The organism is Tissierella creatinophila DSM 6911 (assembly GCF_001940565.1).
Taxonomy (GTDB): Bacteria; Bacillota; Clostridia; order Tissierellales; family Tissierellaceae; genus Tissierella_A; species Tissierella_A creatinophila.
Window position 1 is genome coordinate 1 of sequence record NZ_LTDM01000019.1, and the last position, 18303, is coordinate 18303.

Below are 18303 nucleotides of genomic sequence, written 5' to 3' on the forward strand. Positions count from 1 at the left end.
AATTTTTGAACTCTCTAGTATAACTTGTTTTCTTTCTAGTTGTGGACATAATCATTCTCCTTAGGTTATTGTCGTATATCTATTATATACTAAATTTTCTTTACGACAACTATCCTATCACATAGGGGATGGTTGTTCTTGCATAATCATGTCCTACAAATGTGTTTTCAATCATACGCATATTCCAGCGACGTTGAAAGGCAGTGTCAAGAGTGAACACATTCTGGTCTGACGTATTCATCGTTCCAATAATTGACATATTAGAAGGAATACGAACTTTTTTATTTGGATTATTGTAGACTATACTTGCAATATCCACGTTAGTTATTCCATACTCACTCGTTCCATCATCTTTACGATCTAGAAGTTGAAAAACTTCACCAAATATAGCCGGTGCATTTCCGCGGTTAATTTCTTCAATCACAAGAAAAAACATTCTTTCAGGTTGCGTGTAAGCTTTTTTCAATAGACTCGTAAATGGTCCTTCTGTAAATTTATAGCTTACAATACCATCCGATACATTAGGAAGAATTTGACCAATAAAATCCGAGTAAGTGTAATCTGGGTGGAATACAAGACGCTCCATTCTGCTTTCATCATCACAATACTCTTTTTCAATAGTCCAGCTCTTTCCAGAACCAGGGACTCCGTATAATAAGGTATTCATTCCACCTTTAACTCTAGTGGAATTTTCATAAATCGTTAGTTCCTCTTCTTCTTCAAATTTTTCTAACTCAAACAAGGATTTTGTCGAGCCAAGAAACCCCAGATAGTTTTCTGTCGTGAATATATTTGGATTGTCCTCAAAAATATATACTTTATGTGCCACCTCTTCAATATAATCTTCATTGAGTGAAATGGAATCTCTTTCAACAACCAATGTTGAAAGTTGTTTCAGTGCTTGAATTAGACGATTGTCAAACTTAGAACGATATTGTTCAAATGAAGTTGTTGCATCAGAATCATCACGTAATAGTTTTATTAATAAAAGCGTATCGAGAAAACCTTCAAATGTTTTTGTTGTAGCCACCAAGTATCTATACTCTGGCATTGAAATAGAGTAATTACCGGTTGAACGTCCAAGTTCAACCAACACCTTATATAGCAACATAACGGGGTACAATCTGTAGTCTTGTCTTACTCCTTCATATTCTTCATCTACAGAAGAACTGATATACATTTTTTCAATTTGACGCTGTATAATATCTAAATATAATCCTGTCTTCTCATATTCACCATTGCATCTTAATGTAACCTCTTTAAACGAATCTGTAATAACTGCATTCTCATACTTAGTGTTTGTCATAGTAATAAGACCAAAAAATGCCGCTACTCTCAGAGCACGATAATTATTAGATATATCCACATTCGGTTTTATTGTCTTTAGTGTTTCTATTTTATTTGCGATGTAGTCCTGTAGATTTCCTGGACTATCTTGTGCTTTAAAATCTTCTAAGAAACTAACAAGATAACAGATATTATCAAATGCTGTTGGCTGTTTCACCAAATACCAACATTCATAATCCGCTGCATTGTTAAGTTCGTTTAATTTGCTTTCTAATAATGGGTTCATATAGCTATACCTCCTCATTTAATATATTTCTTACAAACCTCGCCAAGAAATAGGATATCTTTGGTGGAACTGCATTTCCGATTTGCTTGCATATTGATGTTTTATTACCATAGAAAATAAAATCATCTGGAAAACTTTGTATCCTAGCCGCCTCACGTGGTGATAGAGTACGGTTCTCAACAGGATGGATAAATCTTCCTCCTGCAGGTGTGTCAAACCTTGTAGTAATAGTTGGAGCTTGATCATCCCAAGATAAGCGTCCATAAGAACCACTATGAATAGAATTTATTTTTTCATCCAATACAGTGAAGTTCTCACCATTATCTACCTTCTTCATTCTATCGACAGCAACTTTAGAGTGGTTTGTTTTAGTATGATTATTAAGTGTGCTAGAATCACAAGCTAAATATCTTTGGTATTCTGTTTGAATTTCAGGATTGCTAATGATACCATCTGATGTTGTTTTCGGTAAATTACTAATAGCATCAGCTATAGTAACATTATGGAAATATAAGGGGTAATCTCTTTCAATTTCCTCTTTAGTTTGTTGCCATACTCTATCAAAGTCAACCTCGTTTAATAACGTGCCAATTATTATCATTCTTTCTCTTTTTTGAGGAATTCCAAAATCAACAGCTTTCACAAGACGATGGTAAGTTTTATATGATTGTCCTTCTAATAATTCTTCATCGGAGAAAATCCGCAATATTTCATCAAAGATTTTCCCTCCTTGCATTGTCATTATTCCTTTGACATTTTCCATGATAAAAATTTTTGGTTTTACTGTTTTGACGACATTAAAATAATGCTTAAATAAATAATTCCGAGGATCATCAATGAATCCTGTGCGAATTCTCGCTCCTGCCATTGAAAATCCTTGACAAGGGGGGCCTCCAATAATTACATCTGCGTCACCTTGAGTAAATACTTCTGCTTGGTCAATATTCTGAATATCATCAACAATCATATCAACTTCTGGGTGATTTAGAATATAAGTATTGGCTATACTTGCATCAAATTCCACTGCTCTTTTTATTTGAAATCCATCTTTAATAAATCCATATGAAAGCCCTCCACACCCTGAAAACAAATCAATTACTTTCATTTTCAACACCTCCACCTATTCTATATCTAAAAGCAAAGTTTTTGATATAAAGGCTTTCTTCTTCTGTAAGTCCGTATAATGTATTGATATAATCATTAATTTCATGAATTTCATTAATGCACTCTTTATGTTTATACTCATACTCGGTTTGCTTAGTACCCACATATTTTTTTGTTGCTTCCAGTTTATCTTCTAGTAGTTTAGCGAGTCTATCTGTCTCTCTAAAATTGGAATTTTGAGGAATTGTAAATCCAATTAATTCTTTTCTTGTTATGTGCCAACAATCTGATACACATATCCAATACCACCAAAATAAAGAAGAATTCAGAATGCACATAATATAATTTGCCATTTCCTTACTTTGGCACCCATACTCTTTATATTCGCCACCATTATGCTTATTAACAAAAGCTTTAATCCAAAAAGCCGCTCTCATATTTAAATAAACAGATCCTTGATTTCCTTTCATGACATCTATTAACTTACTTTCATTATTAATTACTTTTGCATATATATCTTTATCCGTAATAGTTCCTAATTTAGGTATGTAACTATCAGTTCCATATAGATTTCTGACAACTTCAACCGTATTGAATAACTCTGGTCTCTCTTCACTATACCAATAGCGATAGTTTCCCGTAAAAATAGTTTTTTCAATCTTTTTGTTTTTACCTATTAAAATACATAATTTTTGATGTACCGACGTAAACAAGCAATCCGGCCTATCCGAATAACTCAATATATATTGTTCAGGTACATAGACATGTAAGATCTCTCTAATTTTAGACATTCTTGGTGTAGACACATAAGAAAGAGGGATTACAAAACCCATCGAACCGTTTTGCTTAAGATGCTTACTCGAATTCTCTAATACATTCGCATAAATATTACCATACTTGTTTTCTGGAGATAAACCGCTCTTAGAGTCTTCTACATATGGGGGATTTCCAACTATAATGTCGTAACTTTTTTCACTAGTTGAGGTTTCTTGAACGAAATCATAGCTTTCAAAAGAGTTGTTCAATTCTATCCCTAGTCCTGACACTTTTGCTACACCTTGTCTTTGCAACGCACATAGAAATAGTCTAATCTTCGAAATTATAATCGAATCAAGATTAACGTCATTGCCTTTTATAGTTCTGATAATCTTTTTGAGGTTGCCTTTACTAATATTTGCTTTATGTAAATCCAGTAAGTCTAGTTTTATCTCTAGTGCAGCGACAAGAAATTCTCCTGCTCCACATGTAGGATCAAATACGGTCTTGTTAAAACAAAAATTATTGTAAGGAATACCATTTAAATCTAAAACATGTAACCCATTTGGTTTTAATTTCCCACAAGCCGATTTTATAGTGTTAATTAATATGAATCTCACAACATCAATAGGTGTGTAGTACACCCCTTTAGTTTTTCTTGTATTTTCCTTTTCATTTAAAGATGATAATATTTTTTGAACAGCCTCGTATGAATAAATTGTTTCATCACTCTCAAATTCAAATTTATCAATTCCAGCTATAGTTAATATTTCATTAAAGAGAATTTTATAATTTTTATCACTATAATTTTGATACATATAATTACATGTGATTGTTAATGCCTCGACTATAATCTCACTTATCATTTCTGTTGCACCTACCTATAGTTTAATCAATTGCACTTTTCCCGCTCTTAATCCACTCATCTAATTCCGAACATTTAAACTTCCATTGTTTACCGATCTTATGAGCAGGAATTCCATTTTTCTTTTTTATCCAAGTTCGCACAGTAACAGCTTTTACCCCTAGATACTCTGCTGCCTCATCAATATTTATCCAGTTGTCACTGATTAATTTACCCATTCTATGTCACCTCAGATATCTGTAAATTTGCAACAGCATACTATTATACTATATATCAAAACAAGCCTGTTTTCAATATGTTTGTTGATATTTCTTTATACTTGTTGATATTTGTACTTTTTTAAATTCTTCGATAGTTGCGATACTCAAGCAAACCATATATCAATCTTGTCAACTCACCATTATTTTGCCAACCACCTTATCAACTCACCAACTCAATAATCATATCGGCTAAAAAATTTTCTAATTCACCAATCTTGGATAACTTCCCTCAAAGCAAAGAACCGTGATTATCCTTCCGGCTTAGAACCAGACCTCAAACCACGGAAAGCCTTTATTTACTTATCTTATTACACTCTTACTTCTCAACCCTTGACATCAATACCACCGTCTCAACGTGTACTGTATGCGGGAACATGTCTACTGGCTGAACCTCAACTACTTTGTATCCATTTTCTACTAATATCTTTATGTCCCTTGCTAGTGTACTTGAGTTACAAGAAACATATACTATTCTTTCAGGACTTACTTTTATTATTGCTTCTAATACTTCTTTTTCACATCCTTTTCTCGGTGGGTCTAAGACTAGTTTATTTATCTTTAATCCTTCATCCACTAGCTTAGGAAATATCAGTTCAGCTTTGCCTTTTAAAAATCTTACATTTTGTATATCATTTAAAAGAGCATTATATTTTGCATCATCTACTGCCTTTTTTACTGATTCTATTGCTATTACTTTTTTAGCTTTTTTAGCTATATATAAAGATATAGTTCCTATACCTGAATAAATATCTGCTACCACATCTTCTTTCTGCGGGTTTAAAAACTCCATGGCCTTATCGTATAAAACTTCTACTTGAGTTGTATTTACTTGTAGGAAAGAGTTAGGTGAAACTTTAAATCTATATTTTCCTATAGTTTCTATTAAAGACTCATGACCATATATCAATTTATATTCTTTACCAAATGTAGCTGAACCTTTAGAATTGTTTATATTTTGATATATACTTATAACATTATTTTCCTTTAAACTCTTAACAAGTTCTTCTGTATGTTCAATCTTTTTATTAGCAGTAACTAATATAATCATAAGTTTATCTTCTTTGTTGCTTCTAATTCCAATATGTCTAATATTTCCTTGATTACGCTTTTTGTTAAACGGCTTTATATCGTACTTATCAATCCACTCTCTTATGGCTTTTAAAGCTTCGTTAGCTTTTTTACTTATTAAAATACTTGATTCCATATCTACAATATCATTTGTTCCTAGTTCATAGAATCCTATTACAATCTTTTTGTTTTTTTCTCCAACTGCAATTTGAACATTATTTCTATATCTATATGGTTTATCCATCCCTATTGTATCTTTTACTTCTATATTTTTTAATCCTGCTATCTTTTCTAAATCTTTTTTTACTTTTTCCCTCTTCCATTCTAAACCTTTTTCATAGTCATATTCTACTAGTGGAATAACTCCTACTGCTTCTTCTAAATCTAACTTATTCTTAGCTCTATCTTTTGAAGGTTCAATTATTTCTAGAACCTCTCCCTCTGCAAAGTTTTTCTTTATCTTTGTAATCTTAAAACTTACTTTGTCTCCTATAACTCCTCCAAGTACAAATATTATAAATTTATCAATCTTTACTACACCCTTACCTTCATAAGTAAAGTCTACAATTATTCCTTCCAATATGTCTCCTAATTTCAAATCCATTATTTTCCTCCAATTTTGTATTTCTAATATCTATTTTATCACAATTATATAAAATTAAACAATAATATAAAAATAAGAAGGGATAAAGCATTCGAATGCTTTATCCCTTACTAAATAAATTATCTCTAAATGCATAAATCCAAAATAGCCATGTTAAAAAGTGTTATATAATATAGTTTTTTCTCATAGTATTTTTATTTATGGTTTATAGCCGCCTGAGCTGCAGCAAGTTTTGCTATTGGTATTCTAAATGGTGAACAAGATACATAATCAAGTCCTAGCATATGACAGAATTCAACTGAAGATGGTTCTCCACCATGTTCTCCACATATTCCAAGTTTTATATCTGGATTAGCTTCTTTTCCAAGCTTTATAGCTATTTTCATAAGTTCGCCTATACCATCTCTATCTATCTTTTCAAATGGACTAGATTCAAATATTCCTTTTTCTTCATAGTCACTTAAAAAAGTTCCTGCGTCATCTCTTGAAAAACCAAAGCCCATTTGTGTTAAATCATTTGTACCAAAACTAAAGAACTCAGCTTCTTCTGCTATTTTATCTGCAGTTATAGCTGCTCTTGGCACTTCAAGCATTGTACCTATCAGATAATTTACTTTATTGTTTCTTTCTTTAAATACATCTTCTATTTCTTCTAAAACTTCAGCTTTAACATATTTATATTCTTTTTCATGACTTACAAGTGGAATCATTATTTCTGGTAATATAGCTTCATATCCTTCTTCTTTTATATCTATAGCAGCTTCTATAATAGCTCTTGCCTGCATTCTATAGATTTCTGGATAAGTTACTGCAAGTCTACATCCTCTATGACCTAACATAGGGTTAGTTTCTTGTAGTTCAGCTATTCTATCTTTTAAATTTTGAAATGAAATATTCATAGACTCTGCAAGTTCTTTTATATCTTTTTCTCTTGTAGGAATAAATTCATGTAATGGTGGATCTAATAGTCTAACAGTTACTGGTCTATCCCCCATGGCTTTATATAATTCGTAGAAGTCTTGTCTTTGCACTGGAAGAAGTTTATCTAATGCTGCTTTTCTTTCTTCTAATGTATTTGCCATTATCATTCTTCTTACAAATGAGATTCTTTCTTCACCAAAGAACATATGCTCTGTTCTACAAAGTCCTATTCCCTCAGCACCGAATGTTAAACCTTGTTTAGCATCTTTAGGAGTATCTGCATTTGCCCTTACACCCATAGTCCTTACTGAATCTACATATTCCATAAATTTCCCAAAGTTCCCACTTAAAGTAGGCTGTACCTTAGCTATTTCTCCTAGGTATACCTTTCCAGTGTTTCCATCTAAAGATATATAGTCTCCTTCTTTTATAACTATACCTCCAGCTCTCATAACCTTTTCTTCTTCATTTATTTTAGCTTCACTACAACCTGCTACGCAACATTTACCCATCCCTCTTGCAACTACAGCAGCGTGAGAAGTCATTCCCCCTCTTGATGTAAGGATTCCTTCTGCAGAAACCATCCCTTCTATATCTTCAGGAGATGTTTCACCTCTTACTAAAATACACTTTTCACCATTTTGCTTTGCAATTACTACATCATCAGCATCAAAATATGCTCTACCTGAAGCCGCTCCAGGAGATGCACCAAGACCTGTTGCTATACAATGGGCCTCTGCTAGCTTTTCCTCATCAAATGTAGGATGAAGTATTTGGTCAAGTTGATATGGATCTACTCTGTTTATTGCTTCTTCTTTAGTTATAAGTCCTTCTTCTATAAGATCTGTAGCTACAGTTATTGCAGCTTCTATAGTTCTCTTACCATTTCTAGTCTGAAGTACATATAATTTACCATTTTCTATAGTAAACTCTATATCTTGCATATCTTTATAATGATGTTCTAGTTTATCACAGTATCCAACAAACTCATCATATAAATCTGGCATAATATCTCTTAAATGTGAAATAGGTTCTGGTGTTCTAATTCCCGCTACTACATCTTCACCTTGTGCATTCATGAGATACTCACCATATAGAGCGTTTTCCCCATTTGCAGGGTTTCTAGTAAAGGCTACTCCAGTACCAGAAGTTTCTCCCATATTTCCATATACCATAGACTGAATATTTACTGCTGTACCTAGATTTTCTGATATGTTGTGTAACTTTCTATATATAACCGCTCTTGGGTTTCTCCAAGATTTAAATACCGCTATTACAGATAGTTCTAATTGATTTATAGGTTCTTGTGGAAACTCTTTACCTATTTCTTCTAAGTAAACCCTCTTATATTGTTTTACTAATTCTTTAAGATCTTCTGCACTTAATTCATTATCTAGTTCTACTTCTCTTTCTTCCTTTAACTTTTCAAGTAAATGGTCAAATCTAACTTTTGGTATTTCCATAGCTACATCTGAAAACATCTGTATAAACCTTCTATAGCTATCGTAAGCAAATCTTTCATTGCCAGTAGATTTTGCAAGTCCTTCTACTGAAACATCATTTAAACCAAGGTTTAATATAGTATCCATCATACCAGGCATAGAAAATACAGAGCCTGAACGAACTGAGACAAGAAGTGGATTTGACTTATCTGAAAAGCTCTTTCCAATAGTCTTTTCTAAGTTTTCTAATTGAAATTGAATTTCTTTTTTCAAATCATCCCAAAGTATCTCCCCTTCATTAAAAAATCTTATACAAGCCTCAGTAGTAATAGTAAATCCTGGCGGAACAGGGAATCCTTCGTTGCTCATTTCAGCTAAGTTTGCTCCTTTTCCTCCAAGTAGTTCTTTCATTTCTTTTGATCCTTCCTTAAAATCATATACATATTTGTTTGTCATATATATAGCCCCCTTAAGAATTTATGAATTTTATTGGATATTAAAATCAATGGAATTTTTTGATGCTAAGGTTAATATTAATTCAGCTGTTTCCTCTATCGCTTTATTGGAAACATCTATTATTGGACAACCTATTTTTTTCATTATTTTTTCAGCATATTCTAATTCATCAAGTATTCTTTCAAATGTAGCATAAGATGATCCCCTTCCAAGACCAAGAGCTTTAAGTCTTTCTCCTCTTATTCTATTTAAATTCTCTGCATTATTAGTAAGACCTATTATCTTTGTAGAAGGTATCTCAAATAGGGCCTTTGGAGGTGGAATCTCTATAACTAGTGGAACGTTTGCAACTTTTATGTTTCTATTTCCTAAATACATAGAAAGTGGCGTTTTAGAAGTTCTAGAAACTCCTATAAGTACAAGTTCTGCATTTTCGAGTCCTTCAGGATCTTTTCCATCATCATATTTCACTGCAAACTCTATAGCTTCTACTCTGCTAAAATAATCATCATCTAGCTTTCTTATAATACCAGCCTCTCTTACAGGAGGAGTTCCTATTTTTTCTTGTAATGCATCTATTATAGGATTCATTATATCTATAGCTAATATGCCCATTTCATCAGTATATTCTTTAGTATAATCTGCAAGAATACTTTTTACTAAAGTATATATTACAATAGTGTTTTGTTTTATAGAAGCCTTTTCTAATATAGCTTTTAATTCATCTAATGTATGAATATATGGAAATCTCTTTATACTATAATCTTGAGTTGTAAACTGAGATATAGCAGCCTTTGCTACAAGTGCTCCAGTTTCTCCCAAGGAATCGGAAATAATATATATGTCTAATATATGCAAATGAACATCTCCCTTCTAATGTATTGCACTATTAAATATATAGTACAACACATTTCTATTAATTGCAATACCTATTATATAATTAACTACCCATTTTCAGAAGAATCTAACTAACAAAAAAACGTATTCTAAAGGTTATTATTTTCCCCAACTTTAGAATACGTATTAATTGTATATTTTATGTCAATTTTTTAATCCATTTCTTTGAAGTTATTCGTGGGATTGAAATTATAAATTTAAATATTTCCTCAAATGTGACAAGTAAAAACACTATATACACTGGATATTTAAATACTAATGATCCTAGAAATCCAAGGGGTACTCCCACTAACCATACCGAGCCTATCTCTAGTATCATAGAATATTTAGTATCTCCACCGCCTCTTAAAACTCCAACTATAGCAGTGGCATTATAGCTTCTTATTGCAAATGTAAGTCCCATAAATATAAGTAGCATTCTAGCATTTTTATATACATTTGGCTCCAAATTTTTAAATATCTTCAATGTAAGATCGGGAGTAAAAGCGAGTATACCTCCAAGAATACCACCTATAACTAAAGATATAGAAAGAAACTTTAAAGCATAATCATATACACTCTCTCGATCTTCTCCTCTTCCTATCTTATTGCCTATAATAACTGCACATGCATTTGCAAGTCCTCTTACAAGTACAAAGAAAATATTTTGTATAGTATTAGTCAATTGAACTGCTGCTATTGCTTCTTTTCCTATTCTAGCATATGCTATCGAATACATAATTTGTCCAAGCGACCAAAAGGCTTCATTTATTACCACTGGACTTATAGTATCTATATATCTTTTTATGAATGCTTTGTTCCAGTCCATAAGTTCTTTTATAGTAGCTGAAAGTGGACCTATATCTCTATAAACTATATAAAATAAAAATGCAATTTCAACTATTCTAGCTATTAAAGTTCCAAGCGCCGCACCTTTAACTCCAAGTGTTGGAAATCCAAACTTTCCAAATATAAGTACATAGTTAAAAACTGTATTTGTAATAAAAGAAATGCCTGATATCATCATAGGTACTTTTGGTCTTCCTGTACTTCTAAGGGCTATACTATATGCAAAACTTATACCTGTAATAAGATATGATAGTGAAACTGTTCTTAAATAAGTGGCTCCAAGCCTTACTACTTCTTCATCATGAGTAAACACATTCATTAAAAGTCTAGGAAAGAAAAATCCTGCAACTGTAAATATAACTCCTGCTATGGTAGTTAAAAATAAAGATATACCAAGCACTCTTTTAATATTTGATACATCTTGTTTACCCCAATACTGCGATATGAAGATAGAAGAGCCACTATGTATTCCAAAATTTATAACACTATAAAAGAAAAATATCTGGTTTGCAAGTCCAACTGCCGCAATACTTGCATCTCCAAGGCTACTTATCATAAGAGTATCTACCATATTAAGTGATGATGTAATAAGATTTTGTAGAGCTATAGGAAGAGCTATAGCTACCATTGCCTTTAGAAATACCTTATCTTTCCAGAATTTCATTTTTCTACCTCCCTTAAAAAAATAATCCAATATGCAATTATACTATAATAGCATACTAGATTATCTTTGTATATAAATTTCAAGACTTATTTAAATTTATTTTCGTGCCTCTAACCAATTTAGAATATCTATTATAACTTCTAAACGATTTATCTCATTTAGCATTTCATGCCTACCGCCTTCGTATAACTTATACTCTACATCTCGTATTCCAAGTCTTTTGTAGATATTGTTTAAATTTACTATACCTTTTCCATAATTTCCTACTGGATCATCACTTCCACAAAAGATATATATGGGCAAATCTTTAGAGATATTTTGTAAATCTTCCTCATTATGAATCGATTTCATACCGATATATAGATCATGAAAAAATGATACTGGAAAAAGATTTCCACAAAGAGGATCTTCTATATATTTATCAACCTCTTTTTCATCTCTTGAAAGCCAATCAAAATAAGTTCTCTTTGGGGTGATTTTCTTATTATATGAACCAAAACTTAAAGCTTCTATTAGTTTTGACTTTTCTCTTCTACCTTTAACTTTCATTATTAGATTAGATAGAGATATTCCCATATTTAATGCCACTGGTGGTTGTCCATTTGTTCCTGAAAGAATGAGTCCATCTATCTTGTCTCTATAGATTTCAATATACCTTTGAGCTAAAAACGAGCCCATACTATGAGAGAACATAAAGATTTTTAAATCTTTATGTTCTTCTCTTATAATATCAGTTAGAGTTTTCATCTCATCAACCATATCATTAAACCCATCATCATCACTTATATATCCAAGTTCTTCCCCTTCTAAAAGAGACTTACCATGACCTAAGTGATCATTTCCATAAATTAAATAACCCTTTTCAGATAGAAACTTAGCAAACCCATCATAACGAAGGATGTGTTCATTCATCCCATGGGAGATCTGAACTATAGCTTTTATTTCACCTGTAGGTACCCATTTATAGGCATTTATGGTCATTCCTTTTTTTGTTTTAAATTTAAAGTTTTGCATTATTTTCACCTCTTTATTGTATTAATTCCCAATGACCTGTATTTGTAGGCTCTTTACCCTTATTCGATTTTTTAGCTTTATATTTTTTTCCTTTATACATTACTATATCATCCTTGTTATATATATTATTTTTATTCCACATTGGTATATCTTTATCTGGATTCGTATTAGGGTTTTCTTCTGAAGGTTTTGAAGGTTCAGTGTTATTATTGTTATTATTAGATTCTTCTTTTGGTGACTCACTGGATATTTGAATATCTTCAGGATAAGCATAAAATATTTCATCTGATCCATTTGATAATATTGATCCAGTTAAAGTAGAATTATTTTCTAATAGTATAGTAAATTTATATTTATCATTTACTTCTGCCTTTATTATCCCATTTTCAGATTTCAAATTTAGTTTATTAAATGTAAAAGGTGTATTGTTTTCTTCTTTATTTCCATTATTATACTTAGTTTTTATTAATGAATTACTTCCATTGGAATTTTGTATTATTTTTAAAGAATAATAGTTTTGAGAATTTGGTTTTTGGGAATTAAAATATGTTATATATCGTAATTCTCGAACGAGATATTCCCTTAATATTCTATTATCTTCTTGTGCAAGCCCTTTATCTATACCTACTTCAAAACTTTTTTGTCCTGTGAAAAATATAGAATATGAAACTGTAATTATTACACCTATTAATGCAAGTACTAATATTACTTCAACTAATGTAAAGCCTTTCCGATTATTTTTCATATTACTTAACCTCAATTTTATTTGGTACGAATGTAGTAATTTTTATTCCATCTTCTATTCCAGTTATAAGTTTACCTTTTATTGTCTTAGCGTCTATTCCATATATTTTCACTTCTATATCTTTCTCTTCAACTTTTACTCCTTCAAGTTTAAGATCATCATAACTTTTTATTTGAGTATCTACTTTTTCTTGTATCTCAAATACATCCTTAGTTCTATCTCCTGATTTAAATATATTCTTATTACCAGTATTAATTATAGTTAAAAATACCACTGCTATCATTCCAAGTAGAGCAATTGAAACTACAATTTCTATTAAAGTTAAACCTTTTCTTTTTTTCATATTGTCACCTTCTATTTATAGTAAGAATTTTTAAATACAGTTTTCTTATTAGTAGATGGAAATTTTACAGATACAGAATCTATATATTGAGGGGAATATGTGATTGAGCCTCCACCAGACATATTAAAATCATTACATATAATTGCTCCATTTATTTTCCCACCGGCCGTTAGTGTAAGTTTTGCATTAGGTGCATATATTAACCCATCTTGGATATAAGTTCCTCCACTTATTGATATCTTTTTACCACCTGAAATTATATTTCCATTAATGGATCCACCATTACCTAGATTAAAATCCGCACTTTTTAAATATATTGAACCATTAATTTTTGTTTCATTCATTATATTCATCTCTTTATCACCATTATAATATATCTCAACATTTTTATTGTTATTCTCATTATTAAAACTACCTTTTAGACTTATAAAATTTTCTATAAATATTTTCACATCTTTGTGCCCTAATATCTTTAAATGGCCTTGTGAAACATTAAAATCTTTTACCCTTAAAATAACATCACTTTTATTCGCATCAATAGTTAGAGAATAATCTTGGTCAACTATTATACTATCATAATAAGAACTTGAATTTATTATGGGGTTTGAATTATCCCAGTTAGTTTTTATTATACCTTTATTAAGCAAATCAATTGGGTATTGTGGAAAATTATACAAAGGGTAATTTCTCTTTTCAATATATTCAATATTAGGTATATCTTTATTAGTTGATGGTTTATTTATAATTTTCGAAGAGTCAGCGCCAAAAGGAATCTTTATAGTTATATTTTTATTAAATCCTGATGTGAATTTAATAGTATCATTTTTTAAAGAATTAGTACCTATATTCCCAGTGATATTATTTTGAGTATTAGATTCAAATACCATATTAGTATTACTAAATATAACTGAATCAATATTAGAAATTACATCTCCTTCACTTTCAGTGGTGCTTTCCATGACCTTTTCTACAATTTCAGAGCCTTTTCCTACTATTCCTTTTGATTCTATTACAATTATATTATCTTCTTGTTTTACCTTTACTTCTAGGAGTTCGTTAGACTTTAAATCCATTCCACTTATATCTACATTTTTAGGAAGATTCTTTAATAAATTTTCTTTTTCTTTTTCATCCGTAATGCTCAATATCGCAGCCTCAACTGCCTCTGCTCCACTTCTTGCTATGTAGTATGCTTCTATTTTATCTTTATGTGCTATTGATTGATTGTTTTCTGAGACCATAAAACTTACCGTTGCAGTAGCTAGTATTGAAAGGAATACAAATACCATCAATGTCAAAATAAGAGTTGAACCTTTTCTATTCTTCATCATTGTCCCCCTGATAAATTCTTTTAGCTTATTACTTTCATTCTATTACAAAGATTTGAAATTTACAACATTAATAGATTTATATTTTAACAGAACACTTCCACCAATTATCTATCACTTAAAAAAACCTAGATATAATTAAATAATTATATCTAGGTCTTTAGCTGAAATTACTTCGCCTTTGTAGTTTTGTTTTATTTCATTTATCATTTCTATTTCTCTATCTACCTCTGATATTACATTTCCTTCTTTATCTGGAACTCTGAAAAAAAGTTGATGATATAGGACTAGTTTTTTAGGATTAGCTCTTTTAGCTATCTCACCTAATTCTAAGCTTGAGGTGTGTACACTTGTATGATATCTATTCCACTTTGGAGACCTTTGTTTTACGCCTTCATGAGAATAAACTTCGTGAATCAATATATCACAATCTTTAGCATGCTTAATAAGGTTTTCTGATGGAATTGTATCTCCTGAGATAACTATAACTTTATCTGGTGTTGTAAATTTATAACCATAAGCTTTAAAAGGAGGATGTTCTACTAAAAAGGCTTCTACTTTTACCAATTCATCTTGATATACTAATCCCTCTTCTATTTCTTGTACTTCTACTTTGATGCCTTCCGTGTTTGCACCCTCTAGTCCATACATTCTAGCATCTATATCTTGTTTATAGGCTTCTAATATATGATGAGTCATATCCTTTAGACCTTCAGGACCAAAAAGTTTAAGAGGTTCTTGTCTCTCTAGTACCCAAGGTGTATAGATTAAATCTGGTAATCCTATTGTATGATCTGAATGGAGATGAGTTAAAAATCCTATCTTCAAATTTAGAGCTTCCAAAGAACTTATTCCCATTCTATTAGCTTCTTCTGCTCTTCTTACAATTCCTGTTCCAAAATCTATTAAATATGATTTATCTTCTACTATTATTGCAACCGATGGACCATTTCTCTCTGGAATAGGATTTGGAGTTCCAGTTCCAAGTATTACTATCTTTGTTTCCATAATCGTTTCCTCCTAAGTTTGATCTTTAATTCTTTCCATTGTAAAGCCAGTATATCCATATATAAGATTAATAGCTAATGTAATATAGGCAAAGAAGATATATGGAATAAATTTAACTGCATCTACTCCAAGTATATTTTGTGCAAATAGTGCAGGCACACTCCATGGAACTAGGTTTATACAGATAGTTCCTATAGATTGTGAAACCCTAGCTAAGTTTTTAGGGTGTAAGTTTTTTTCCTTATAAGCTTGTCCAAACATCCTTGCTGGAATAACAATTGCTAAAAGCTGAGCTCCTGTTGCAAATGCAACGGTTAGTCCACTAAGTACTGTTGCAAGGACTAACGATCCTACTGAATTGACCTTTTTCATTATCAAATTTAATAATGTATCCAAAGATCCAATTCTTTCGAGTATTCCTCCAAAAGCAGTAGCTGTTGTAAGCAAGATAACAGTGCCTCCCATAGAATTGATCCCGCCACGAGTTAAGAGAGAATCTATCATTTCATTTCCAGTTTCAGATACAAATCCATTTGTCATCGTTCTAATTACACTTCCAATTTCACTTCCTTGAATAAATATAGCTGCTAACCCACCTAGTCCTGCTACCATTATTAAAGATGGGATAGCTGGAAGTTTCTTTATTGAAAAAAGAATTGTAAGTAGGGGAATTAATAATAATAAAGGTGTTATTGTAAAGTTAGTACTTAATCCTTCTATTATATTTTCAATAGTTTCTAAGTTGGCCCCTCCTCCAACTGCATTTTTTGCTCCTACTATATAATAAACTACTAAAGATATCATAAGTGCTGGGATACCAGTCTTTGTAAGATGACTTAGTAGTTCAAATAAGGTGCATCCAGAAAGTGCAGATGCAAGATTTGTTGTATCTGAAAGTGGAGAGATACTATCTCCAAAATATGCTCCTGAAATTATAGCACCAGCTAAAAGTGGTGGTGGAAACCCCATCCCTACTCCAGTAGCCATAAGTGCAAGACCTACTGTTGCTATTGATGCGAATGATGTTCCTGTAGCTACCGCTACTATGGCTGTAACAAAACATGCCGTTGGTATAAATATTGCGGGACTTATCGTCTTTAAACTATAGTATATAAGTGCAGGTATAACCCCACCTTGTATCCAACTTCCTATAATAAGACCTATTATCATAACTATAAATAATGCCGGTAATGCACGTGATACACCATCTACTAAGCTCTTTTGTAATTCAGCCCATTTTAAACCGTTAGCTTTACCAACTATTGCCGCGGCTATTATTCCTGACATTATGGGAATATTCATTCCAGCTTTAAAATTTAAAACTGATAGAAGTCCCATTATTATCACAGTTAATATTGGCAGTAGTGCTAAGATTAGTGGTAGTTCTTTTTTGTTAGTTTCTTGATTTTCTTTTTGCATACTTTCCTCCTTTAAAGTAATTATTTTTTTATTAAAATAAAGAAAGCTTCATTTTTAGTTTTTGTAGAAGCTTTCTTTCATATCTAAGATAATATGAAACTCATTTGTGAAAAATTCATAAAATAAAACTACAAAATAGAACTTTTCTATTCTTTTAATTTTATGCCATCTTTTGTAAACTCTATCATATCTTCTTTTAAAAGTTTTCCTACTGCCCTTTTAAATCCTGATTTAGTCATCTCTAGTTCACTCTTTATCTTTTCAGGTGAACTCTTATCATTTAAACTTAGTGTTCCTTTATTGTCTTTTAACTTTTGTATTATCATTTTAGAATCTGTATCCATTTGAATATAGCTTCTATCTCTTAGGGATAGGTCTAGTTTTCCATCTTCTAAAACTCTACTCACTCTTACTTCTATATTTTCTCCTACTTCATGAATTCCCAATAATTCTTTTTTAGGTATAAGACCATCATATTTATCTTCTACAGCTACAAATGCTCCTATATCTCTATTTATGGAATATATAGTTCCTTCTACAAGAGCATTTTCTTTATATGGAGGATTTGTATCAAGCATATCTTTTATCTTCATAGTAGCAGATAGTCTGTTTGATTTATCAATATATGCTCCTACCAAGTATACCTTACCTTTTTCTACTGAACCTATCGTTTCAGCAAATGGTAAAAACAAATCTTTTTCAAGTCCCATATCTAAAAATGAACCTATCTTTGTAGTAGATACTACCATTAAGTGAGCTAGTTTTCCTACTTCTATTTTAGGTTTTTTAATAGTTGCTATTAATCTATCTTTTGAGTCATTATAAATAAATACTTCTACGCTATCTCCCGGTTTTGCTCCTTCTGGTACTTGCGATTTTGGAAGTAGTACATCTTCATCAAGTTCTTTTTTAGTATTTAGATATGCTCCAACGGATGTAAGTCTTTTTATTATCAACGTTTGTATTTCTCCTAATTCTATCATCTTTACACCTTCTCTTTTCCTATTT

Annotated in this window: 15 protein-coding genes; all 15 read right to left on the bottom strand. The window is 31.3% G+C overall.

Annotated elements, in window-relative coordinates:
- Positions 1 to 109: 109 nt before the first annotated feature.
- Positions 110 to 1573: an McrB family protein gene (locus TICRE_RS06305; protein ID WP_075726249.1), complete on the bottom strand. Its 1464-nt coding sequence runs from the start codon at positions 1571 to 1573 to the stop codon at positions 110 to 112.
- Positions 1574 to 1577: 4 nt separating this feature from the next.
- Positions 1578 to 2678 (bottom strand): DNA cytosine methyltransferase, encoded by a 1101-nt coding sequence (locus tag TICRE_RS06310; protein WP_075726251.1) that lies wholly within the window; start codon positions 2676 to 2678, stop codon positions 1578 to 1580.
- Positions 2665 to 4251 (bottom strand): HsdM family class I SAM-dependent methyltransferase, encoded by a 1587-nt coding sequence (locus tag TICRE_RS06315; protein WP_233120157.1) that lies wholly within the window; start codon positions 4249 to 4251, stop codon positions 2665 to 2667. Before TICRE_RS06315 ends, TICRE_RS06310 begins: the two co-directional genes overlap by 14 nt.
- A 70-nt stretch (positions 4252 to 4321) precedes the next feature.
- On the bottom strand, positions 4322 to 4516 hold the full coding sequence (locus TICRE_RS06320; RefSeq protein WP_075726255.1) for a helix-turn-helix domain-containing protein: 195 nt from the start codon (positions 4514 to 4516) through the stop codon (positions 4322 to 4324).
- Between the two features lie 358 nt (positions 4517 to 4874).
- Entirely contained in the window at positions 4875 to 6230 is a 1356-nt protein-coding gene (gene rlmD, locus TICRE_RS06325; protein ID WP_075726257.1) for a 23S rRNA (uracil(1939)-C(5))-methyltransferase RlmD, read from the bottom strand.
- A 194-nt stretch (positions 6231 to 6424) separates the two neighbouring features.
- Positions 6425 to 9049, bottom strand: coding sequence for a pyruvate, phosphate dikinase (gene ppdK, locus TICRE_RS06330; protein ID WP_075726259.1), 2625 nt, complete (start codon positions 9047 to 9049; stop codon positions 6425 to 6427).
- A 30-nt stretch (positions 9050 to 9079) separates the two neighbouring features.
- Entirely contained in the window at positions 9080 to 9907 is an 828-nt protein-coding gene (locus TICRE_RS06335) for a pyruvate, water dikinase regulatory protein (protein ID WP_075726261.1), read from the bottom strand.
- Positions 9908 to 10085: 178 nt separating this feature from the next.
- Positions 10086 to 11438: an MATE family efflux transporter gene (locus TICRE_RS06340; protein ID WP_075726263.1), complete on the bottom strand. Its 1353-nt coding sequence runs from the start codon at positions 11436 to 11438 to the stop codon at positions 10086 to 10088.
- Between the two features lie 96 nt (positions 11439 to 11534).
- Positions 11535 to 12452 carry an alpha/beta hydrolase gene (locus tag TICRE_RS06345; RefSeq protein ID WP_075726265.1) on the bottom strand — a complete coding sequence of 306 codons (918 nt, stop codon included), beginning with the start codon at positions 12450 to 12452 and terminating at the stop codon, positions 11535 to 11537.
- A gap of 13 nt (positions 12453 to 12465) precedes the next feature.
- Complete coding sequence (locus TICRE_RS06350) at positions 12466 to 13197, bottom strand: PilW family protein (protein WP_075726267.1); 732 nt, start codon at positions 13195 to 13197, stop codon at positions 12466 to 12468.
- A gap of 1 nt (position 13198) precedes the next feature.
- Entirely contained in the window at positions 13199 to 13540 is a 342-nt protein-coding gene (locus tag TICRE_RS06355) for a type II secretion system protein (protein WP_075726269.1), read from the bottom strand.
- An 11-nt stretch (positions 13541 to 13551) separates the two neighbouring features.
- Positions 13552 to 14868: a DUF7305 domain-containing protein gene (locus TICRE_RS06360; RefSeq protein ID WP_075726271.1), complete on the bottom strand. Its 1317-nt coding sequence runs from the start codon at positions 14866 to 14868 to the stop codon at positions 13552 to 13554.
- Between the two features lie 138 nt (positions 14869 to 15006).
- Positions 15007 to 15876 (bottom strand): MBL fold metallo-hydrolase, encoded by an 870-nt coding sequence (locus tag TICRE_RS06365; RefSeq protein WP_075726273.1) that lies wholly within the window; start codon positions 15874 to 15876, stop codon positions 15007 to 15009.
- A 12-nt stretch (positions 15877 to 15888) separates the two neighbouring features.
- Positions 15889 to 17295: a Na+/H+ antiporter NhaC gene (gene nhaC, locus TICRE_RS06370; RefSeq protein WP_075726275.1), complete on the bottom strand. Its 1407-nt coding sequence runs from the start codon at positions 17293 to 17295 to the stop codon at positions 15889 to 15891.
- A 146-nt stretch (positions 17296 to 17441) separates the two neighbouring features.
- Positions 17442 to 18278 (bottom strand): CvfB family protein, encoded by an 837-nt coding sequence (locus TICRE_RS06375; RefSeq protein WP_075726277.1) that lies wholly within the window; start codon positions 18276 to 18278, stop codon positions 17442 to 17444.
- Positions 18279 to 18303: the final 25 nt, after the last annotated feature.

Bases quoted from the DNA above. Each gene is read 5' to 3' on its own strand.
- TICRE_RS06305 (WP_075726249.1), bottom strand. From the start codon at position 1,573: ATGAACCCATTATTAGAAAGCAAATTAAACGAACTTAACAATGCAGCG.
- TICRE_RS06310 (WP_075726251.1), bottom strand. From the start codon at position 2,678: ATGAAAGTAATTGATTTGTTTTCAGGGTGTGGAGGGCTTTCATATGGA.
- TICRE_RS06315 (WP_233120157.1), bottom strand. From the start codon at position 4,251: ATGTATCAAAATTATAGTGATAAAAATTATAAAATTCTCTTTAATGAA.
- TICRE_RS06320 (WP_075726255.1), bottom strand. From the start codon at position 4,516: ATGGGTAAATTAATCAGTGACAACTGGATAAATATTGATGAGGCAGCA.
- rlmD (WP_075726257.1), bottom strand. From the start codon at position 6,230: ATGGATTTGAAATTAGGAGACATATTGGAAGGAATAATTGTAGACTTT.
- ppdK (WP_075726259.1), bottom strand. From the start codon at position 9,049: ATGACAAACAAATATGTATATGATTTTAAGGAAGGATCAAAAGAAATG.
- TICRE_RS06340 (WP_075726263.1), bottom strand. From the start codon at position 11,438: ATGAAATTCTGGAAAGATAAGGTATTTCTAAAGGCAATGGTAGCTATA.
- TICRE_RS06345 (WP_075726265.1), bottom strand. From the start codon at position 12,452: ATGCAAAACTTTAAATTTAAAACAAAAAAAGGAATGACCATAAATGCC.
- TICRE_RS06350 (WP_075726267.1), bottom strand. From the start codon at position 13,197: ATGAAAAATAATCGGAAAGGCTTTACATTAGTTGAAGTAATATTAGTA.
- TICRE_RS06355 (WP_075726269.1), bottom strand. From the start codon at position 13,540: ATGAAAAAAAGAAAAGGTTTAACTTTAATAGAAATTGTAGTTTCAATT.
- TICRE_RS06360 (WP_075726271.1), bottom strand. From the start codon at position 14,868: ATGAAGAATAGAAAAGGTTCAACTCTTATTTTGACATTGATGGTATTT.
- TICRE_RS06365 (WP_075726273.1), bottom strand. From the start codon at position 15,876: ATGGAAACAAAGATAGTAATACTTGGAACTGGAACTCCAAATCCTATT.
- nhaC (WP_075726275.1), bottom strand. From the start codon at position 17,295: ATGCAAAAAGAAAATCAAGAAACTAACAAAAAAGAACTACCACTAATC.
- TICRE_RS06375 (WP_075726277.1), bottom strand. From the start codon at position 18,278: ATGATAGAATTAGGAGAAATACAAACGTTGATAATAAAAAGACTTACA.